Annotated in this window: 2 protein-coding genes; both read left to right on the plus strand. The window is 74.8% G+C overall.

Features of this window, described 5'->3' with window-relative positions; translation table 11 throughout:
• The first annotated feature begins 32 nt into the window (after window positions 1-32).
• On the plus strand, window positions 33-13,847 hold the full coding sequence (locus QFZ71_RS00005; protein WP_307666159.1) for a type I polyketide synthase: 13,815 nt from the start codon (window positions 33-35) through the stop codon (window positions 13,845-13,847).
• On the plus strand, window positions 13,844-18,598 hold the full coding sequence (locus tag QFZ71_RS00010) for a type I polyketide synthase (RefSeq protein ID WP_373465061.1): 4,755 nt from the start codon (window positions 13,844-13,846) through the stop codon (window positions 18,596-18,598). The genes QFZ71_RS00005 and QFZ71_RS00010 overlap by 4 nt, the downstream gene beginning before the upstream one ends.
• Window positions 18,599-18,617: the final 19 nt, after the last annotated feature.

Below are 18,617 nucleotides of genomic sequence, written 5' to 3' on the forward strand. Positions count from 1 at the left end.
CGGTACGCCAGGCCCACGACGCCGGAGCCGGCGTGTTCCTCGAACTCGGCCCGGACGGCGTGCTCAGCGCCCTCGTCCCGCACCTCACCGACGACGCGAGGGCCCTCCCCGCCCTGCGCTCCGGCCACGGCGAGCACACCACCCTGCAGCGTGCCCTCGCCGCCATCCACGCACGCGGCGCCCGAATCGACCGGTCCGCCGTGTTCGCGCTCCGCGCCGGCCGGCGCATCGCCCTGCCCGCCTACGCCTTCGCCGCCGACCACCACTGGCCCTCCGGCATCTCCTGGGCGGGCGATGTCGCCTCCGCCGGCCTCGGCGTCACCGACCACCCGCTGCTGGGCGCGGGCACCTCCCTCGCGGAGGACGACGGATACCTCTTCACCGCCCGGATCTCGCCGGCCACCCACCCCTGGCTCACGGAGCACCGGGTGCACGGCCGGATCGTCGTGCCCGGCACCGCGTTCGTGGACCTCGCGATCCGGGCCGGTGAACAAGCCGGGACCGACCAGCTGGACGAACTGGTCCTGGAGACGCCGCTGACCGTGCCCGAGGACGGCACCGTACAGGTGCAGCTGACCGTCGGGGCGGCCGACGACGAGGGCCGACGGACCCTCACCGTGCACTCCCGGCGCGAGGACGGCACGGCCCTCGACGGCTGGCCGGACCGCCCGTGGACCCGCAACGCCACCGGCGTCCTCACCCCCCGGCCCCGGACCGTCACCGAGGACCCCGAACTCGCCGCCACCTGGCCACCCCGGGACGCCACCCCCACCGACCCGGCCGCACTCTACGAACGGCTCGCGGCCGGCGGCCTGGAGTACGGCGACCTGTTCCGCGGCGTCCGCGCCGCATGGACACGCGGCCAGGACGTCTTCGCCGAACTCACCCTGCCCGAAAGCGCCGCCACGGGCTTCGGACTGCACCCGGCCCTGCTCGACGCCGCACTCCAGTCCGCCGCCGCCCACAGCGACGGCACCGGCACCGGCCTGCCCTTCTCCTGGTCCGGGGTGACGCTCTGGGCATCCGGAGCGACCCTCCTGCGCGCCCGGATCTCACCCGCCGGCGACGGCGACGGCGTCCGCGTACAGGCGGTCGACCCGGCCGGCAGCCCCGTCATCACCGTGGAGCGGGTCGTCACCCGGCCCGCACCGGCCCTCACCGACGAGACCCCCCACCCCGAGGACCTCTACCGCCTGGAGTGGACCCCCCTCCCGGCAGCCGGACCCGGACCCGGCGAGATCGCACAGTTCGGAGGCGGCGAACCGCTCGTCGACCGGACGGGCACCCTCGACGACCTCGCCGGCGACGGCCCGGCCCCCACCCATCTGGTGCTGTCCGCCTGCCCGGACGCCCACACCCCCACCGACGCCCGCGCCGTCCTCACCCGCACCACCGAACTCCTGGGACACCTGCAAGCCTGGCTCGGCGACGAACGCTACGCGGACACCAGCCTGATCGTCGCCACCCGGGGCGCGGCCCAGGCCGACCCCGCCGACACCCTGCCCGACGTGGCAGGGGCCGCCATCGGCGGACTGGTGCGCTCGGCACAGGCGGAGCACCCCGGCCGGATCATCCTGGTCGACCTGGACACCCGGCCCGGGAACGACGCCCACGCACTCGACCTCGCCGTCATGTCCGGCGACCCGCAGACCGCCGTACGCGCGGACACCGTGCTCGCGGCCCGGCTGACGAGGGAGGACCACGGCCTCGTGCCGCCTCCCGGCGGGGCCTGGCGCGTGGGAGTGACCGAGCGCGGCGCGGTGGAGAACATGACGCTGCTCCCGGCACCGGACGCGGCGGCGGAACTGCGGCCCGGCCAGGTACGGGTGACGGTGCGCGCGGCGGGGGTGAACTTCCGCGACGTCCTGAACGTCCTGGGCATGTACCCGGGCGAGGTGCTGGTGGGAGGCGAAGCCGCCGGCGTGGTCGCCGAGGTGGGCCCCGGAGTGTCCCGCCTGGCGGTGGGCGACCGGGTGACGGGGTTCTTCGACGGCGCGATGGGCCCGCTCGCGGTCACCGACGAGCGGCTGCTGGCGCGGGTCCCGCACGGATGGACCTTCGCCCAGGCGGCGGCGGTACCGATCGCCTTCGTGACCGCGTACTACGGACTGGTGGACCTGGCAGGGCTGTCGGCCGGCGAGAAGGTGCTGGTCCACGCGGCGGCCGGCGGTGTCGGGATGGCGGCGGTGCAGCTGGCCCGCCACCTGGGCGCGGAGGTGTACGGAACGGCGTCGCCCGGCAAATGGGAAGCCACCGGCCTGGACACCGGCCATCTCGCCTCCTCACGGGATGTCGGATTCGAGGAGGAGTTCCGGGAGCGGACCGGCGGGCGCGGACTCGACGTCGTCCTCAACGCGCTGGCCGGAGAGTTCGTGGACGCCTCGGCACGCCTGCTGGCGCCGGGCGGACGGTTCGTGGAGATGGGCAAGGCGGACATCCGGGAGGCCGACGCGTTCGACGGACGCCACTACCGGGCGTTCGACCTCCAGGAGGCAGGACCCGAACGCATCGGGGAGATCCTGGCCGAGGTCCTGGGGCTCTTCGCGGCGGGAACACTGGTGCTGCCACCGGTACGGGCCTTCGACGTACGGCGGGCACCGGACGCGTTCCGTTTCGTGAGCCAGGCCCGCCACGTGGGCAAGGTCGTCCTGTCCGTACCCGCCGCCTGGGACGCCAACGGCACGGTGCTGGTCACCGGCGGCACCGGAGCGCTCGGCGCCCTCACCGCCCGCCACCTGGTCACCGAACACGGCGTGCGCCACCTGCTGCTGGCCGGACGGCGCGGAGCACAGGCCGAGGGCGCCGCCGAACTGACCGCCGAACTGACCGCCCTGGGAGCCGAGGTCACCCTCGCGGCCTGCGACGTCACCGACCCCGCCGCACTGAAAGCCCTCCTCGCCCACGTCCCGCCGCACCACCCGCTCACCGCCGTGGTCCACGCGGCCGGCACCCTCGACGACGGCCTGGTCGAGTCCCTCACCCACGACCGGCTCGGGACCGTCCTCGCACCCAAGACCGCCGCCGCCGCCCTGCACGAGGCGACGGCCGGCACCGACCTGGCCGCGTTCGTCCTGTACTCCTCGATGTCCGGGACCCTCGGCAGCCCCGGCCAGGGCAACTACGCCGCCGCCAACGCCTACCTGGACGCCCTCGCCCGCCACCGGCACGCCCGCGGACTGCCCGCCCTGTCCCTCGCCTGGGGCCCCTGGGCCGGCGCCGGCGGCATGGCCGAGGCCCTCACCGCATCCGGGACCGCCCGCATCAGCCGCTCCGGATTCCCCCCACTGGACCCCGAGCGCGGCCTCGGCCTGCTGGACACCGCCCTGGAACTGCCCGACGCGGCGCTGCTCCCCACCGTGCTGGACACCGCCCGCCTCGCCGCCTCCCCGGCACCCCTGCCCCCCCTGCTCCAGACACTGGTCCGACCCGCACGCCGGGTCGCCGACCGCTCCGTCACCCCCGGCGGCCTCGCCGAACGGCTGCAGAGGCTGCCCGCCGAGGACCGGCTCCGCACCACCCTGGAACTGGTACGCGGCCAGGTCGCCTCGGTGCTCGGCTTCACCTCACCGGACGCGGTCGACCCGACCCGACCGTTCAAGGACCTCGGCTTCGACTCGCTGACCTCGGTGGAACTGCGCAACAGCATCGGCCGGGCCGCCGGCCGCAGACTGCCCGCCACCCTCGTCTTCGACCACCCGACCCCCCACGCCCTCGCCACCCACCTCGTCACCGAACTCCTCGGCGACCTCGCCGCCCCCGCACCCACCGGGCCCACCACCCGCACGGAGACCGCCGGCGACCCCATCGCGATCGTCGGCATGGCCTGCCGCTTCCCCGGCGGGGCCGACACCCCCGAGGCACTGTGGCGGCTCGTCGCCCAGGAGCGGGACGCCGTCGGAGACTTCCCTACCGACCGGGCCTGGGACCTCGCACACATCTACGACGACACCGGGGAGACCGGGAACCGGCACACCTTCGAAGGCGGCTTCCTCCACGACGCCGCCGGCTTCGACCCGGCCTTCTTCGGCATCAGCCCCCGCGAGGCCCTGGCCATGGACCCCCAGCAGCGGCTGCTGCTGGAAACCTCCTGGGAAGCCTTCGAACGGGCCGGCGTCGACCCGGCGGAACTGCGCGCCACCTCCACCGGCGTCTACATCGGCACCGCCACCTCCGGCTACGGCCTGGGCCGGTTCGACGTACCCGAAGGCTCCCGCCCCCACGTCCTCACCGGCACCGCCACGAGCGTCATCTCCGGCCGGCTGGCCTACACCTTCGGCCTCGAAGGACCGGCGGTGACCGTGGACACCGCCTGCTCGTCGTCGCTGGTCGCCCTGCACCTGGCCATCGGCGCCCTGCGCCGCGGCGAGTGCACGATGGCACTGGCCGGCGGCGCCACCATCATGTCGGTACCGGGCATGTTCACCGACGCCGCCCAGGGCGGCGCGCTCGCGCCCGGCGGCCGCTGCCGCGCCTTCTCCTCCGACGCCGAAGGCACCGGATGGGGCGAAGGCGTCGGCATGCTCCTGGTCGAGCGGCTCTCCGACGCCCGACGCAACGGCCACGAGGTCCTGGCCGTGGTGCGCGGCAGCGCGGTCAACCAGGACGGCGCGTCCAACGGGCTGACCGCCCCCCACGGCCCCGCCCAGCAGCGGGTCATCCGCGCGGCGCTCGCCGACGCGGGCCTGGAGCCCACCGACGTGGACGCCGTCGAGGCCCACGGCACCGGCACGGAACTCGGCGACCCCATCGAGGTCCAGGCCCTGATGGCCACCTACGGGCGCGGCCGCGACGACGCACAGCCCCTGTGGCTGGGGTCGCTGAAGTCCAACATCGGCCACACCCAGTCGGCCGCCGGCGTCGCCGGGATCATCAAGATGGTCATGGCCCTGCGCCACGGCATGCTGCCGCGCTCCCTGCACATCACCGAACCCACCCACCACGTGGACTGGGAGGGCAGCGGGGTCCGGCTGCTGACCGCACCGGTGCCGTGGGCGGACGCGGGACGACCGCGCCGGGCCGCCGTCTCCTCGTTCGGCATGAGCGGCACCAACGCCCACACCGTCCTCGAACAGGCCCTCCCGGAACCCGCCCCCGCCCCGGACCCGGCTCCGGAACCGTCCGCGACCCGCACCGGCCCGGAAGCCGCCCTGCCCTGGCTGCTCTCCGCCCGCACCCCCACCGCCCTGCGCGAGCAGGCCCGGCGGCTCGCCGCCCGACTCGACGCCGAACCCGGCCTCGCCGGCCACGACGTCGCCCACTCCCTGGCCACCACCCGCTCCCGCTTCGAACACCGCGCCGTCCTCCTCGGCCCCGACCACCACGCCCAGCTGACCGCGTTCGCCGAAGGCACCCCCACACCGGGACTGGTGACGGGAACGGCGGGCCGCACCGGCCGGGTGGCGTTCGTCCTCCCCGGCCAGGGCTCGCAATGGCCCGGCATGGCCGACCTGCTGCTGGAGCAGTCCGCGACCTTCCGGAACACGCTGCGGACCTGCGCCCTGGCACTTCAGGAACACCTCGACTGGTCGGTCGAGGACACCCTGCGCGGCCTGCCCGGCGCCGGGAACATGGAACGGGTCGAGGTCATCCAGCCCGTCCTGTTCGCAACGATGGTCGCGCTCGCCGCCCTGTGGCGCGAGCACGGCGTCGAACCGGAGGCGGTCGTCGGGCACTCGCAGGGCGAGATCGCCGCCGCCCACCTCGCCGGCGCGCTGACCCTGGAGGACGCCGCACTGGTCGTCACCCAGCGCAGCCGCCTGCTGTCGCGGGTCGTCGGCCAGGGAGCGGTGGCCTCCGTCTCGCTCCCCGCCCAGGAAGCCCTCGAACGGCTGGAACCCTGGGGCGACACCCTCAACATCGCCGCCGTCAACGGCGTCTCGTCCGTCTCCGTCGCCGGCGACGAAGCACCGCTGGACGCATTCCTCGCCGACCTGGAAACCCGCGGCATACGCTTCCGCAAGCTCCGGATCAAGGGCGCGGCCCACTCCGCCGTCGTCGACCCGCTGCGCGAGGAGGCCCTCGCGGCGCTGGCACCCGTACGGCCCCGCCCCTCCCGCATCCCCTTCTACTCCACCGTCACCGGCGGACTCCTCGACACCACCGGGCTGGACGCGGAGTACTGGTACCGCAACATGCGCCAGACCGTGCAGTTCGCCCCCGCCACCCGCGCCCTGCTCGCCGACGGGTACGGCGTCTTCGTCGAGTGCAGCCCCCACCCGGCACTCGCCGGGGCCGTACAGGAGACCGCGGAGGACACCGGCGCCCCCGACCCCGTACTGCTGGCCTCGCTGCGCCGCCAGGAGGGCGGGCTGGAGCGGTTCTCCGTCTCGCTCGCCGAAGCGTTCACCCGCGGCGCCGCCCCCTCCTGGGCCTCCCGCGGCACCACCGTCGACCTGCCCACCTACCCCTTCCAGCGGGACCGCTACTGGTGGGAGCCCCTCCCGGCGGAGACCGCGGGCCCCGACCGGGGCGCCACACCCGAGGAGAACCGGTTCTGGACGGCGGTCGAGGACGGTGATGCCCGGGCGCTCGCCGAGTCCCTGGGCACCGACGCCCTCGCCCCCGCACTGCCCGCCCTCGCCGCATGGCGGCGCCGCTCCCACGACCGGTCCACCGTCGACGGCTGGCGCTACCGGGTGGAGTGGAAGCACACCCCCCTCACCGGCCCCGCCCGGCCCGAGCCGACCGGCACCTGGGCGATCGTCACCGGCCCCGAACAGCAGGAACTGGCCGGCCGGCTCGCCACGCTGGTGAACCAGGCCGGCGGCACGGCCCACGTCACCACCGAACCGCCCGCCGAACCCTCCGAAGACCGGCCGCTGTCCGGAGTGATCTCCCTCCTCGCCCTCGACTCCCGCCCGCACCCCCTCCACCCGGGCATCACCCTCGGCACCGCCGGCAACCTCGCCCTGCTGCGCACCGTCACCGCCCGCCCGGCCCCCCTCCCGCTCCACCTGGTCACCAGCGGCGCCGTCTCCGTCGGCCGCACGGACCCCGTACGGGACACCGCCCAGGCCGCCACCTGGGGGCTGGGCCTGGTGTCCTCCCTGGAGCGGCCCGACTGCTGGGGCAGCCTCGTCGACCTCCCGGAACAGCCCGACGACCGGGCCCTGAACAAGCTCGTGCGGCTGCTCGCCCACCTGCCCCGGGACCCCGAGACCTCCGGCACCGAGGACCAGCTCGCGATCCGCCCCGCCGGAGTGTTCGCACGCCGCATGGTCCGGGCCCCGCAGAGCACCCCGGTCCGCTCCTGGCAGCCCGGCTCCACCGTGCTGATCACCGGCGGCACCGGCGGCATCGGACGCCACCTCGCCCACCACATGGCCGCCCGGGGCGCACGCAAACTCGTCCTCACCGGCCGCCGCGGCCCCGACACCCCCGGCGCCCGGGAACTGGCCGACGAACTCACCGCACGAGGCGTCGAGACGATCGTCGCCGCATGCGACGTCACCGACCGCGACCAGCTCGCCGCGCTGCTCGCCGAACACCCCGCCGACACCGTGATCCACGCCGCCGGTGTGGCGCAGGCGACCGCGCTCGCCGACTGCCAGGAGAGCGAACTCGCCGCGGTGACCGCCGCCAAGACCGAAGGCGCCCGGCACCTGGACGAACTGGCCGGCGACGCCGGCACGTTCGTGCTCTTCTCCTCCGGCGCGGGCGTCTGGGGCGGCGCGGGCCAGGCCGCCTACGCGGCGGGCAACGCCGTACTCGACGCCCTGGCCCGCGACCGCCGGGCCCGGGGCCTGGCGGCCACCGCCGTCGCCTGGGGCGGCTGGGCCGAGGGCGGCATGGCCGACGACGGGCGGGCCGCCGCCGAACTCGGCCGGCGCGGACTGCACGCGATGGACCCGCGCCTCGCCCTCGAAGCGCTCGACCAGGCCCTGGACGCCGACGAGACCTGCCTGACCGTCGCCGACATCGACTGGGAACGCTTCGCACCCGGCTACACGGCCGCCCGCGCCCGCCAGCTGATCATGGACATCCCCGAGGTCCGGGCCGCACTCACGGCCCCCGACACCCCGGCCGACCGCCCCGGCGAGCCCGACGAACTCCACGACGAGCTCGTCGGACTGACCGGACCGCAGCGGACCCAGCGCCTGCTCGCACTCGTCACCGAGCACGCCGCCGCCGCACTCGGCTACGCCGACTCCACCGCGATCGAGGCCCGCCGCGCCTTCCGGGACCTGGGCTTCGACTCGCTCATGGCCGTCGACGTGCGCAACCGCCTGCAGGCCGCCACCGGCCGCAAGCTGCCGCCGACCCTGGTGTTCGACCACCCCACCCCCGCCGACCTGGCCGACCACCTGCTCCTCGAAATCCTCGGCGAGCAGGACGCGGACGGGGGCGCCACGGCCCGGACCGTCGGCGCCGCCGACGACGAACCGCTGGCCGTGATCGGCATGAGCTGCCGGTACGCCGGCGGCGTGAACTCGCCCGAGGACCTGTGGCGGGTCGTGCTGGAGGGCACCGACGCCATGGGCCCCTTCCCGCAGGACCGCGGCTGGGACCTGGACAACCTCTTCCACCCCGACGCCGACCACCCCGGCACCTCCTACGTCGACGAGGGCGGATTCCTCGACGACGCCTCCCACTTCGACGCGGCCCTCTTCGGCATCAGCCCCCGCGAGGCGGTCGCCACCGACCCGCAGCACCGGCTGCTGCTGGAGGCGACCTGGGAGGCGATGGAACGGGCCACGATCGACCCGTCGTCCCTGCGGGGCAGCCCGACGGGCGTCTTCGTCGGCGCCTCGTTCGTCGGCTACGGCATCGGCGCCCAGCAGCCGGGCAACGGGGCCGAGGGCTTCTTCCTCGCCGGCACCGGCACCGCCGGCGCCTCCGGCCGCATCTCCTACACCTTCGGCCTCGAAGGGCCCGCCGCCACCGTCGACACGGCCTGCTCGTCCTCCGCCGTGGCCATCCACCTGGCCTGCCAGGCACTGCGCAACAACGAATGCGACATGGCGGTCGCCGGCGGCGCCGCCGTCCTGGCCACCCCCGCCTCCTTCACCGAGTTCAGCCGCCAGCGCGGCCTGGCCGCCGACGGCCGGTGCAAACCCTTCGCCGCCGCCGCCGACGGCACCGGCTGGGGCGAGGGCGTCGGCGTGATCCTGGTGGAGCGCCTCTCGGACGCGCTGCGCAAGGGACACCCCGTCCTCGCACTGATCCGCGGCACCGCCGTCAACCAGGACGGCGCCTCCAACGGCCTGACCGCCCCCAGCGGCCGCGCCCAGCAGAAGGTCATCCGCCAGGCGCTCGCCAACTCCCGTCTGGAACCCGCCGACATCGACACCGTCGAGGCGCACGGCACCGGCACCACCCTCGGCGACCCCATCGAGGCCCAGTCCATCCTGGCGACCTACGGCCAGAACCGCCCCGAGGACCGGCCGCTGCTGCTCGGCTCCGTCAAGTCCAACATCGGCCACACCCAGTCCGCGGCCGGCGTCGGAGGCGTCATCAAGACCGTCATGGCGCTGCGCGAAGGGATCCTGCCCGCGACCCTGCACATCGACGAGCCGACCCCGCACGTCGACTGGACGGCGGGAGCGGTCGAACTCCTCACCCGCACCACCCCCTGGCCCGACACCGACGGGCGCCCCCGGCGGGCCGGCGTGTCCTCCTTCGGCGGCAGCGGCACCAACGCCCACCTGGTGCTGGAGCAGTACGTCCCCCGGCCCGCCCCCGCCGAGGACCCCCGACCCGCCCCCGACCCGCAGCCCGCCCCCGGGCCCGACCGGGCCCCCGAGCTCGACGGCGTGGTGGCACCCTGGACGCTGTCCGCCCGCACCGCGGAAGCGCTGCGCGGCCAGGCCCTGCGGCTCCTGGAACACCTGGACACCGCGCCCGCCGCCCACCCCGCGGACATCGCCCACTCCCTGACCACCACCCGCGCCCTGCTCGGACACCGCGCAGCCGTGGTCGCCGCCGACGCCGCCGACCGCCGCGCCGCGCTCCTGGCCCTCACCCGCGGCGAGGCCGCACCCCACCTCGTCCAGGGCACCGCACGACCCGGCAAGGTCGCCTTCGTCTTCCCCGGCCAGGGCGGCCAGTGGGAGGGTATGGCCCTCGAACTCATGGAGACCTCCGAAGTCTTCGCCGCCGAGCTGTACGCGTGCGCCGAGGAATTCACCCACCACGTCGACTGGTCGCTCATCGACGTACTGCGCGGCGCCGAGGGCGCCCCGCCGCTGGACCGGATCGACGTGGCACCGGTCGTGCTGTTCGGTGTGACCGCGGCACTCGTCGCCCTCTGGCGGGCCCACGGCGTCGAACCCGACATGGTCCTGGGCCACTCGCAGGGCGAGATCGCCGCCGCCTACGTCTCCGGCGCCCTCTCACGCGCCGAAGCGGCCCGGATCGTCGCCCTGCGCGGCAAGGTGCTCCTCCCGCTGGACGGCGTCGGCGGCATGGCCTCCGTGGCCCTGCCCGCGGACCAGCTCCCCGAACTGCTGGAACCCTGGGGCACCCGCCTGTCCGTGGCCGGGATCAACAGCCCCGCCTGGACCGTCGTCGCCGGCGAGAGCGAAGCCCTGGACGACTTCCTCACCACCTGCGAGAAGGGCGGCGTCCGCGCCAAGCGCATCCGGGTCCGCTTCCCCTCCCACTGCGCCCAGGTGGAACCCGCCGCCCGCGAACTGGCAGAACTCCTCACCGACCTCAGCCCCGGGACGGGCAGCGTCCCCTTCCACTCCACGGTCACCGGCGAACGCACGGACGGCGAACTCCTCGACGCCGCCTACTGGCAGCAGAACCTCGCCACACCCGTCGACCTCGACCGGGGCGTACGCGGACTGATCGAACACGGCGCCCGCTTCCTGGTGGAGATCGGCCCGCACCCCGTCCTCGCCCCCTCGCTCGGCGAGATCCTCGACGACCTCCCCGACCTCGGCCCCGGCGAGGTCACCGTGCTCGGCACGCTCCGCCGCGACCACGGCGGCATGGAACGCTTCCTCCTCTCCGCCGCCGAACTCCACACCCACGGAGGCCCCGCCGAACTCACCACCCCCCTCACCGGCCTCCCGGTACGGACCGTCCCGCTGCCGGTGTACGCCTTCCAGCGCGAGCGGTACTGGCTCGACACCGCCCCTCCGGGCACCGGCGACCTCGGCGCGGCAGGCCTGAACAACACCGGCCACCCGCTGCTCACCGCCGCACTGACCCTCGCCGACGGCACTCACACCGTCTTCACCGGCCGGCTCTCCCTGCGCACCCACCCCTGGCTCGCCGACCACGCCGTCCTGGGCGCCGTCCTGCTGCCGGGCACCGCCTTCGTGGAGATGGCCCTGCACGCCGGCACCCGGACACAGGCCCCGGTACTGGAGGAACTCGCCCTGGGCGCACCCCTGGTGCTGGGCGAGAACCACGCCGTGGAGGTACAGCTCACCGTCGGCGCCCCCACCGACACCGGCCGCCGTGAGGTCTCCGTCCACGCACGCGACGCCGACCTCGCGGACGCCCCGTGGGTCCGCCACGCCACCGGCACCCTGGCCCCCGACACCCCCGCGCCCACCGCCCACCCGCTCACCGCCTGGCCGCCGCCGGGCGCCGAACCCGTCGAACTCACCGGCTTCTACGACGCCATCGCGGACGCCGGCTACAGCTACGGCCCCGCCTTCCGGGCACTCACCGGAGCCTGGCACCGCGACGACGCCCTCTTCGCCGAGGTCCGCCTGCCCGACGACCTGTCCGACCGGGGCTTCCTCCTCCACCCCGCGCTGTTCGACGCCGCCCTGCACGGCATCGGCCTGCTGCGCCGCCTGCGCGACGACGCCGACACCGCCCGCACCGCCGACCTCCCCTTCATGTGGCGGGAGGTGACCCTGCCCGCCACCGGCACCGCGACCCTGCGCGTACGGCTCACCGAGTCCGACGACGGCGTCGCCCTCGAACTCTTCGACGACACCGGAACACCGATCGGCGCCGTGGGCGCCCTCGTCGCCCGCCCGGCGGGCGCCGAACTGGCCGCCGTCCGCCACAGCCCCGCCGAGACCCTCCTGCACGTCGACTGGGGAACCGAGGTGCCGCTCCCCGCCACCGCGCCCGGCCGCGTCGCCCTGGTCGAGGACGCCACCTGGCCGGGCGGGGCGTTCGGGGACACGAAACCCGACGAGGCCGACCTCGTCCTCGCACCCTTCCTCGACCCCGCCACCGGACCCGACACCGCCGGCGCCGTGGAGGAGGCCGTCACCCGTGCCCTCGCCCTGATCCACGACCGGATCACCGACGAACAGCACACCGCACAGCCCCTCGTCCTGGTCACCCGCGGCGCCGTCGCCACAGCCGACGACGACCTCACGGACCTGGTCAACGCCCCCGTACGCGGCCTGCTGCGCTCCGGGCAGGCCGAACACCCCGGCCGGTTCCTGCTGGTCGACCTCGACCCGGCGACCGACCCGGACCCCGACCTCGTCCACCGGGCCGCCGCCGCCGCACTCGACGCGGGCGAGAGCGAGGTCGCCGTACGCGGCGGACTGGTCCTCGCACCCCGGCTGGTGAGGATGCCCGTACCCGAAGGACCGGCCGACGGGTCACCCCCGCGCACCGGCCTGGAGACGGCCGACGGCACCGTCCTGGTCACCGGCGCCACCGGCACGCTCGGCAGCGCCCTCGCCCGGCACCTGGTGCGCCACCACGGAGTGCGGCACCTCCTGCTGATCAGCCGCAGCGGCCCGGCCGCCCCCGGAGCCGGCGAACTGGTCACCGAACTGGAGGGCCTGGGAGCCCGGGCGACCGTGGCCGCCTGCGACGTCGCCGACCGCGACGCACTGGCCGCCACCCTGGCCGGCATCCCCGCGGACCACCCGCTGACCGCGGTGGTGCACACCGCCGCAGTCCTGGACGACGGCGTCCTCACCCACATGACGGAGCAGAGCGTCGCACGCGTGCTCGGACCCAAGGTACGAGGAGCCCTCAACCTCCACGAACTGACCCGCGACGCCGAACTCACCGCGTTCGCCCTGTTCTCCTCCGCGGCCGGTGTGCTCGGCGGCGCCGGCCAGGCCAACTACGCGGCGGCCAACGTGTTCCTGGACGCCTTCGCCGCGCACCGCCGCCGCCTGGGGCTCCCCGCGGTGTCGCTGGCCTGGGGGCCGTGGGCCGAACGCACCGGACTGACCGGCACCCTCACCGACGCCGACGTGCGCCGCGTGACGCGCTCCGGCATGAGCACACTCACCACCCGCGACGGCATGGCCGCCTTCTCGGCCGCCTGCGCCGCCGACCGGCCACTGGTGGTACCCATGGCGTTCCGGCCGGCGGCCCTGCGGGGACGCGACCAGGTGCCCCCGCTGTTCCGCACGCTCGTTCCCCGACAGAAGCAGCGCACGGAAACCGGCACCTCGGACCCCACCGCCCTGCGCACCGCGCTCTCCGCGGCCACCGAGGCCGACCAGCGGCGCATCGTGCTCGACCTGGTCCGAGGCCAGGTGGCCGCCACCCTCGGCTTCGCCACCACCGCCGAAGTCGACGCCGAACGGGGCTTCCTGGAACTCGGCCTGGACTCCCTGACCGGCGTCGAACTGCGCAACCGGCTGGCCGCCGCCACCGGACTGCGCCTGCCCGCAACCCTGGTCTTCGACCACCCCAACTGCGCCGACCTCGCCCGCCATCTCCGTACCGAACTGGCCCCCGAACCGGTACGCGAGGCCGACCGGCTGCTGGCCGAACTGGCCCGCCTGGAAGCCGGCCTGGCACGCGTCGACGACGAGGAAGGCCGCGCCCGCGTGGCGGCCCGGCTGCGGGCCCTGGCCGACCGATGCAACGGCGAGCAGACCAGGCGGGAAGACGACCTGGACTCCGCCTCGATCGAGGAGGTCTTCGACCTGCTCGACACCGAGTTCGACACGCCGTGAGAGGACGCGAACAGCACACCATGAGCGACACGGACCCGGACCAGCAGGAGAAACTGCTCGCCTACCTGAAGCGAGCCACCACGCAACTGCGCGACGCCAACCGCCGCGTACGCGAACTGGAGGACCGCTCACGCGAACCGATCGCGGTGATCGGCATGGCCTGCCGCTACCCCGGCGGCGTCCGCTCCCCGGAAGACCTCTGGAAACTGGTCGAGTCCGGCACCGACGCGCTCGGCCCGCTGCCCACGGACCGGGGCTGGGACCCGGCCCGGACAGCAGCCGCACCACGCGGCGGATTCGTCCACGACGTCGGCGACTTCGACGCCGGGCTGTTCGGCATCAGCCCCAGAGAGGCCGCCGCCACCGATCCGCAGCAGCGCCAGCTCCTCGAAGCCTCCTGGGAGGCGTTCGAACGGGCAGGCATCGACGTACGCACCCTGCGCGGCGGACGCACCGGCGTCTTCGCCGGCGTGATGTACCACGACTACCCCTCGGTGGTCGATCCCGAAGCCCTCGACGGCTACCTGGGCACCGCCAACGCCGGCAGCGTCCTCTCCGGCCGCATCGCCTACACCTTCGGACTCCAGGGGCCCGCGGTCACCGTCGACACGGCCTGCTCCTCGTCCCTGGTGGCGCTCCACCTCGCCACCCGGGCCCTGCGCGCCGGCGAGTGCGAACTCGCCCTGGTCGGCGGGGTCACGGTCATGTCCGGACCGATGATGTTCGCGGGATTCGGCCTCGAGGACGGCAGCGCCGCCGACGGCCGCTGCAAGGCGTTCGCCGCCGCCGCCGACGGCACCGGCTGGGGCGAGGGCGTCGGCGTCCTCCTGGTGGAGCGCCTCTCGGACGCCCGGCGCAACGGGCACCGGGTCCTGGCCGTGGTGCGCGGCAGCGCGGTCAACTCCGACGGTGCATCGAGCGGCCTCACCGCCCCCAACGGCCCCGCCCAGCAACGGGTCATCCGCCAGGCCCTGGCGAGCGCCGCCCTCCTGCCCGCCGAGGTCGACGCCGTCGAAGGCCACGGCACCGGCACGACCCTGGGCGACCCGATCGAGGCCCAGGCCCTCCTGGCCACCTACGGCCAGGAACGTACCGAACCCCTCTACCTCGGCTCGATCAAGTCCAACATCGGCCACACCCAGGCCGCCGCCGGAATGGCGGGCGTGATCAAAATGGTGGAGGCGATCCGCCGGGGCATCCTGCCGGAAACACTGCACGTCGACGCCCCCACCCCCCAGGTGGACTGGTCGGCCGGCGCGGTCGAACTGCTGACCACGTCACGCCCCTGGCCGGAGACCGGCCGGCCCCGCCGGGCCGGGGTCTCCTCGTTCGGCGTCAGTGGCACCAACGCCCATGTGATCGTGGAGGGTGTCCCGGCCGGGGAACCCGATGCCGATGCCGTGGTGGCCGGTGGGGGGCCGGAGGGGGTGGTGTCGGCCGGTCTGTGGGTGCTGTCGGGGCGGGACGAGCGGTCGTTGCGTGCTCAGGCCGAGCGGTTGCGCGGGTATCTCGTGGCGCGGCCGGAGCTGTCTGCGGTGGATGTGGGGTTCTCCCTGGCGACGACGCGGACGGCGCTGGAGCACCGGGGGGCGGTGATGGGCGGTGGTCGGGATGAACTCCTGGCCGGTTTGGGTTCGTTGGCCGCCGGTGTGCCGGCTGCCGGGGTGGTGAGCGGGGAGGCCCGCTCGGGCAAGCTGGCGCTGCTGTTCTCCGGTCAGGGTTCGCAGCGGCTGGGCATGGGGCGGGAGTTGTACGAGGTGTACGGGGTGTTCGCGGACGCGTTCGACGCGGTCTGTGCCCGTGTGGACCTGGAACGGCCGTTGCGGGATGTGGTGTTCGGTGACGACGCCGGTCTGCTGGGGCGGACCGTCTACACGCAGGCGGGCCTGTTCGCCCTGGAAGTGGCCCTCTTCCGCCTGCTGGAGTCCTGGGGGGTCACCCCGGACGTGCTCGTGGGGCACTCGATCGGTGAGCTGGCCGCCGCGCATGTGGCCGGGGTGCTCTCCCTGGACGACGCCTGTGCTCTGGTGTCGGCGCGCGGGCGGCTGATGGACGCTCTGCCGGAGGGTGGGGCGATGCTCGCCGTGGGAGTGGCGGAGGAAGCCCTCACACTGCCCGACGGGGTGGACCTCGCCGCCGTCAACGGCCCCGCCTCGGTCACGGTCTCCGGGGACGCCGCGGCCGTCGCCGTCCTGGAGGAGCGGCTGCGCGGGGAGGGCGTCCGGGTCAAGCGGCTCGCGGTCTCCCACGCCTTCCACTCGCACCTGATGGAACCCATGCTCGCCGAATTCACCACGGTCGCCGAGTCGTTGACGTACCACGCCCCGCAGGTCCCGATCGTGACGACCGCGCCGGGGCAGATCGACACCCCCGCCTACTGGGTGGGTCAGGTCCGTGAGCCGGTGCGTTTCGCGGATGCGGTGCGTGCGGCTCACGGAAGCGGGGTCACCGGGTTTCTGGAGCTGGGGCCGGACGGGGTGCTGTCGGCGCAGGCGGGGATCTGTCTGGCCGATGATGCCGAGGTGAGTGTGCTGCCGGTGCAGCGTGCGGGCGGTGACGGGGTGGGTGCCCTGTTCGCGGCGGTCGCGGGCGCGCACGTCGCCGGAGTGCGGTTCGACTGGGCCGCGGTGTACGGAGGTCTCGGCGGCCGCGTCGTGGACCTGCCCACCTACGCCTTCCACCACCAGAGGTACTGGCCACTGCCCGCCTCCGGCACCGGCAGAACCGGCACCCAGGGCGCCGACGACGCCTTCTGGGCCGCGGTGCGCGGCGGCGACGCGGACACCGTGGCCGAACTGCTCGGCGTCGACCGGGGCGAGGACCGGGACCGGCTCGACCACACCTTGTCGGCACTGGCCGCATGGCACGGCCTCTACTCCGCACGAGACCTGCGCTACCGGGAGGAATGGAAGCCCGTCTCCGTACCGGTGGACCAGGTGCTCGTGGGCGGCTGGCTCGTGCTCGCACACCCCGAGCACGAGGAGACCGCCGCCGACTGCGCCGAGGCGATCCGCCGCAGCGGCGGCACCCCGATCGTCCACCTCGTCGACCCGGCCGACGCGGGCGCCGAACTCCGCCGCCTGGCGGAACGCTCCGCCTCCGACCGGCCCTGGGCGGGGGTGCTGTCCCTGCTCGGCCTGGCCGAGGGCACCGCCGTAGCCACCGGAATGGCCCTCGTCCAGACACTGGCCGCAACGGACACCCGCCTGTGGTGCGCCACCCGTGGCGCCGTGGCCCTTCCGGGCGAGGAACCGCCCGCCGCGGGCGGCCACGCCCTGTGGGCGCTGGGCCGGGTGGCCGCGCTGGAACATCCCTCGCTGTGGGGAGGGTTGATCGACCTGCCCGAGACCGGCGTCAGCGACGCCGCACTGGTCGCGGTCCTCTCCGGAGTCACCGCCGAGGACCAGGTCGCCCTCCGGGACGTACCGCTCGCACGCCGGCTGGTCACCGCCCCCGCGGTCACCACCGCACCCTGGCGCCCACAGGGCACGCTGCTGATCACCGGCGGAACGGGTGCGCTCGGCTCCCGCGTCGCCCGGTGGGCCGCCGCCGCCGGCGCCACACGGCTGGTACTGGCCGGCCGGCGCGGCCCCACCGCACCGGGCGCTGCCGAACTGGTCACGGAGCTGACGGAGCTGGGAGCCGAGACCACGGTGGTCTCCTGCGACTTCGCCGACCGCGACGCCGTCGCCGCGCTGCTGGCCGAGCACACGCCGAACGCCGTGGTGCACGCCGCCGGCGTCGGGGGAGTGGGAAGGCTGTCCGACCTCACGGAGGAGGACCTGGCCGCGGCTCAGGCGGGAAAGGCCGCCGGTGCCGAGAACCTGGACGCACTCTGCGGTGACCTCGACGCCTTCGTGCTGTTCGGATCGGTCGCCGCCGTCTGGGGCGGCGCCGGACAGGCCGCCTACGCCGCCGCCAACGCCCGCTTGGAGACCCTGGCCCTGCGGCGGGCGGCCCGCGGAGCGCCCGCGACCTGCGTCGCCTTCGGCGCCTGGGGCGGAGAGGGCATGGCCGAGGGCGCGGACGGCGAACTCGCCCGCCGGGGCGTCCTGATGATGGACCCGGACCTGGCGCTCGCCGCCATGGCCGACGCGGTCGGCGACCCGGCCCCCACCGTCACCGTCGCCGGCATCGACTGGCCGGTCTTCGCCCGCACGTTCACCTCCACCCGCCCCAGCTCCCTGCTGGCCGAACTGGAGGACGGCGCGGCCGCCGACGGGGCGGAGCCGGCCGGAGCCCCCGGCGACCTGCGCGCCGCCCTGCTCGCCCTGCCGCGCTACGAGAGGGCCGACACGGTCCTGGAACTGGTGCGCGCGCAGACCGCTCTGGTCCTCGGGCACGAGCACGGCGGTGACATCAAACCCGACCGGGCCTTCCGGGACCTCGGCTTCGACTCGCTCACCTCCGTGGAGATGCGCAACCGGCTCACCGCGGTCAGCGGCCTGTCGCTGACCGCCACGGTGGTCTTCGACTACCCGACGCCCGCCGAACTCGCCGAGCACCTCCTCGAGGAGTGCGGTATCGCCCCGGACGCCGACGAGGGCGAGGCCACCGAGGAACAGCGCGTCCGCGCCGCCCTCGCCGCCGTGCCGACGGTCCGGCTCCGGGAGGCCGGACTGCTCGCCCCCCTGCTGAGACTGGCGGGGGAGAAGACCGACGACGTGGAAGCGCCGACCGCACACGCGGTGGACGAACTGGACGGCGAGGCACTGCTGAAGCTCGTCGAAGCCAACGACGGGGAGCACTGACCATGACGGCGTCCGCCGA

This window comes from Streptomyces sp. V2I9, assembly GCF_030817475.1.
Lineage (GTDB): Bacteria > Actinomycetota > Actinomycetes > Streptomycetales > Streptomycetaceae > Streptomyces.